This window comes from Microcoleus sp. D2_18a_D3 (genome assembly GCF_036702455.1).
Taxonomy (GTDB): Bacteria; Cyanobacteriota; Cyanobacteriia; order Cyanobacteriales; family Microcoleaceae; genus Microcoleus.
Genome location: NZ_JAUBTK010000201.1, coordinates 1 through 1,941 on the forward strand (window position 1 = coordinate 1; position 1,941 = coordinate 1,941).

The following is a 1,941-nucleotide window of genomic DNA, read 5'->3' on the forward strand; positions in this document are numbered from 1 at the left end:
TTCAAGGCGACTGAAGTCGCAGCCGCTTTCCTCCCCATGTCTGAAGCCAGGGGCTTCTCGCTCGTTTTTTGGTGAACAAATATCGTGTAATTTAGAAGGAGGCTGACATAAATAAATGTCACCTACAACAGACAAACAAAGCAATCGCAATAGACTTGGCAAACGCTGCGTTTATCTCTGTCTGAGGAAACCTAATATATATGTCCACCTACTTAGATATCCGTAGCAAGTAGCTTCGTTCTTTAGCTTGAGGGGCAACATATGGCAGATATTATTGACTACAAAATCTACGGCGACGATTTGCAACTCATCGAGATTGAACTCGACCCCAAAGAAGGCGTCAGGGCTGAAGCTGGAACCATGACATACATGGAAGGCGACATCCAAATGCAAACATCCACAGGCGGCTTATTTCAAGGTTTCAAACGGATGCTGACAGGAGCGGGTTTTTTCATTACCACCTTTGTCAACGCCGGAAATCGTAAGGCGCGCGTAGCTTTTGCCGCCCCCTATCCGGGTAAAGTAATTCCCCTTGATTTAGGCCAACTTGGCGGTAAATTTTTGTGTCAAAAAGACTCATTTCTCTGTGCGGCCAACGGCATTGACATTGAGGTAGCATTCACCAAGCGGCTCGGTGCCGGTTTCTTTGGCGGAGAAGGTTTTATTCTGCAAAAATTGCAGGGTGACGGGCTAGCTTTTGTTCATGCGGGAGGAACAATAGTTGAGAAAAATTTGGGAGTTGGCGAAGTGTTGCGAGCGGACACTGGTTGTTTGGTAGCTTTTGCGCCGACTGTAGATTACGATATTCAGTTTGTGGGCGGGTTTAAAAATGCTCTATTTGGCGGTGAAGGCTTGTTTTTAGTCAAGCTAACCGGACCTGGAAAAGTGTATTTGCAAAGTCTGCCGCTCTCGAAGTTAGCTGAGCGAATTATGGCTGCTTCTCCACCTCCAGTGTCGAGCAGTTCGAGCAGTTTTACTTGAGAGTAAACATTCAGCAAAAAGTAGTAATGATGGTGTCACAGAAGCGGAGAAAATCTGCTTAATAAGGGAGGATATTTGCCTGCCGCACCTACAACAGGTATGGGTTGTTGTCCATTAGTGAGTGAATTGTTAATTATGAATGGAAAAGTCTTAGAAATAGAAAACTTGACTGTGAGTTTTGATGGTTTTAAAGCCATCAACGGTTTAAATTTTAGTATGGATGCGGGCGAACTGCGAGTTATTATTGGGCCCAATGGTGCCGGCAAAACAACTTTTCTCGATTCAATTACCGGGAAGGTGCAGCCGACAGAGGGCAGGGTGTTATTTAAGGGACAAAATTTACGCAAGTTGTCGGAAGATAGGATTTCGCGCTTGGGAATTGGTCGCAAGTTTCAGACACCGCGAGTTTACTTAAATTTAACGCCACGCGAAAATTTGGAATTGTCTTGCAGCCGCCACAAAAATGTTTTTTCGACTTTGTTCAAGCCTGCTTCTGCTGCTGAAAAACGCACGGTTTCCGGTTTGTTAGAAACAATTGGTTTAGTTGCTAAAGCTGATATTTCGGCTGGTTTGCTTTCTCACGGGGAAAAGCAATGGTTGGAAATTGGAATGTTGGTGGCTCAATCTCCTGATTTGTTGTTGGTAGATGAACCTGTGGCGGGTTTGACGGATGAGGAAACAATGTTAACTGGAGAGTTGCTAATTTCGCTGGCCGAAAGTCATTCGGTGTTGGTAATTGAACACGATATGGAGTTTGTGCGGCAAATTGCGCGGCAGGTGACGGTGTTGCATCAGGGTGCGGTTTTGTGTGAGGGAACTATGGATGAGGTGCAAAATGACGATCGGGTAATTGAGGTATATTTGGGAAAACCTGAAGAGTAAGAAGTCATTAGTCATTAGTCATTAGTCATTAGTCATTAGTCATTAGTCATTAGTCATTAGTCATTAGTCATTAGTCAT

At 44.5% G+C, this 1,941-nt stretch carries 2 protein-coding genes; both read left to right on the forward strand.

Features of this window, described 5'->3' with window-relative positions:
- The first annotated feature begins 261 nt into the window (after positions 1 to 261).
- Positions 262 to 981: a TIGR00266 family protein gene (locus QUB06_RS34465; protein WP_333439318.1), complete on the forward strand. Its 720-nt coding sequence runs from the start codon at positions 262 to 264 to the stop codon at positions 979 to 981.
- Between the two features lie 135 nt (positions 982 to 1,116).
- Positions 1,117 to 1,863, forward strand: coding sequence for an urea ABC transporter ATP-binding protein UrtD (gene urtD, locus QUB06_RS34470; protein ID WP_333062859.1), 747 nt, complete (start codon positions 1,117 to 1,119; stop codon positions 1,861 to 1,863).
- Positions 1,864 to 1,941 lie beyond the last annotated feature (78 nt).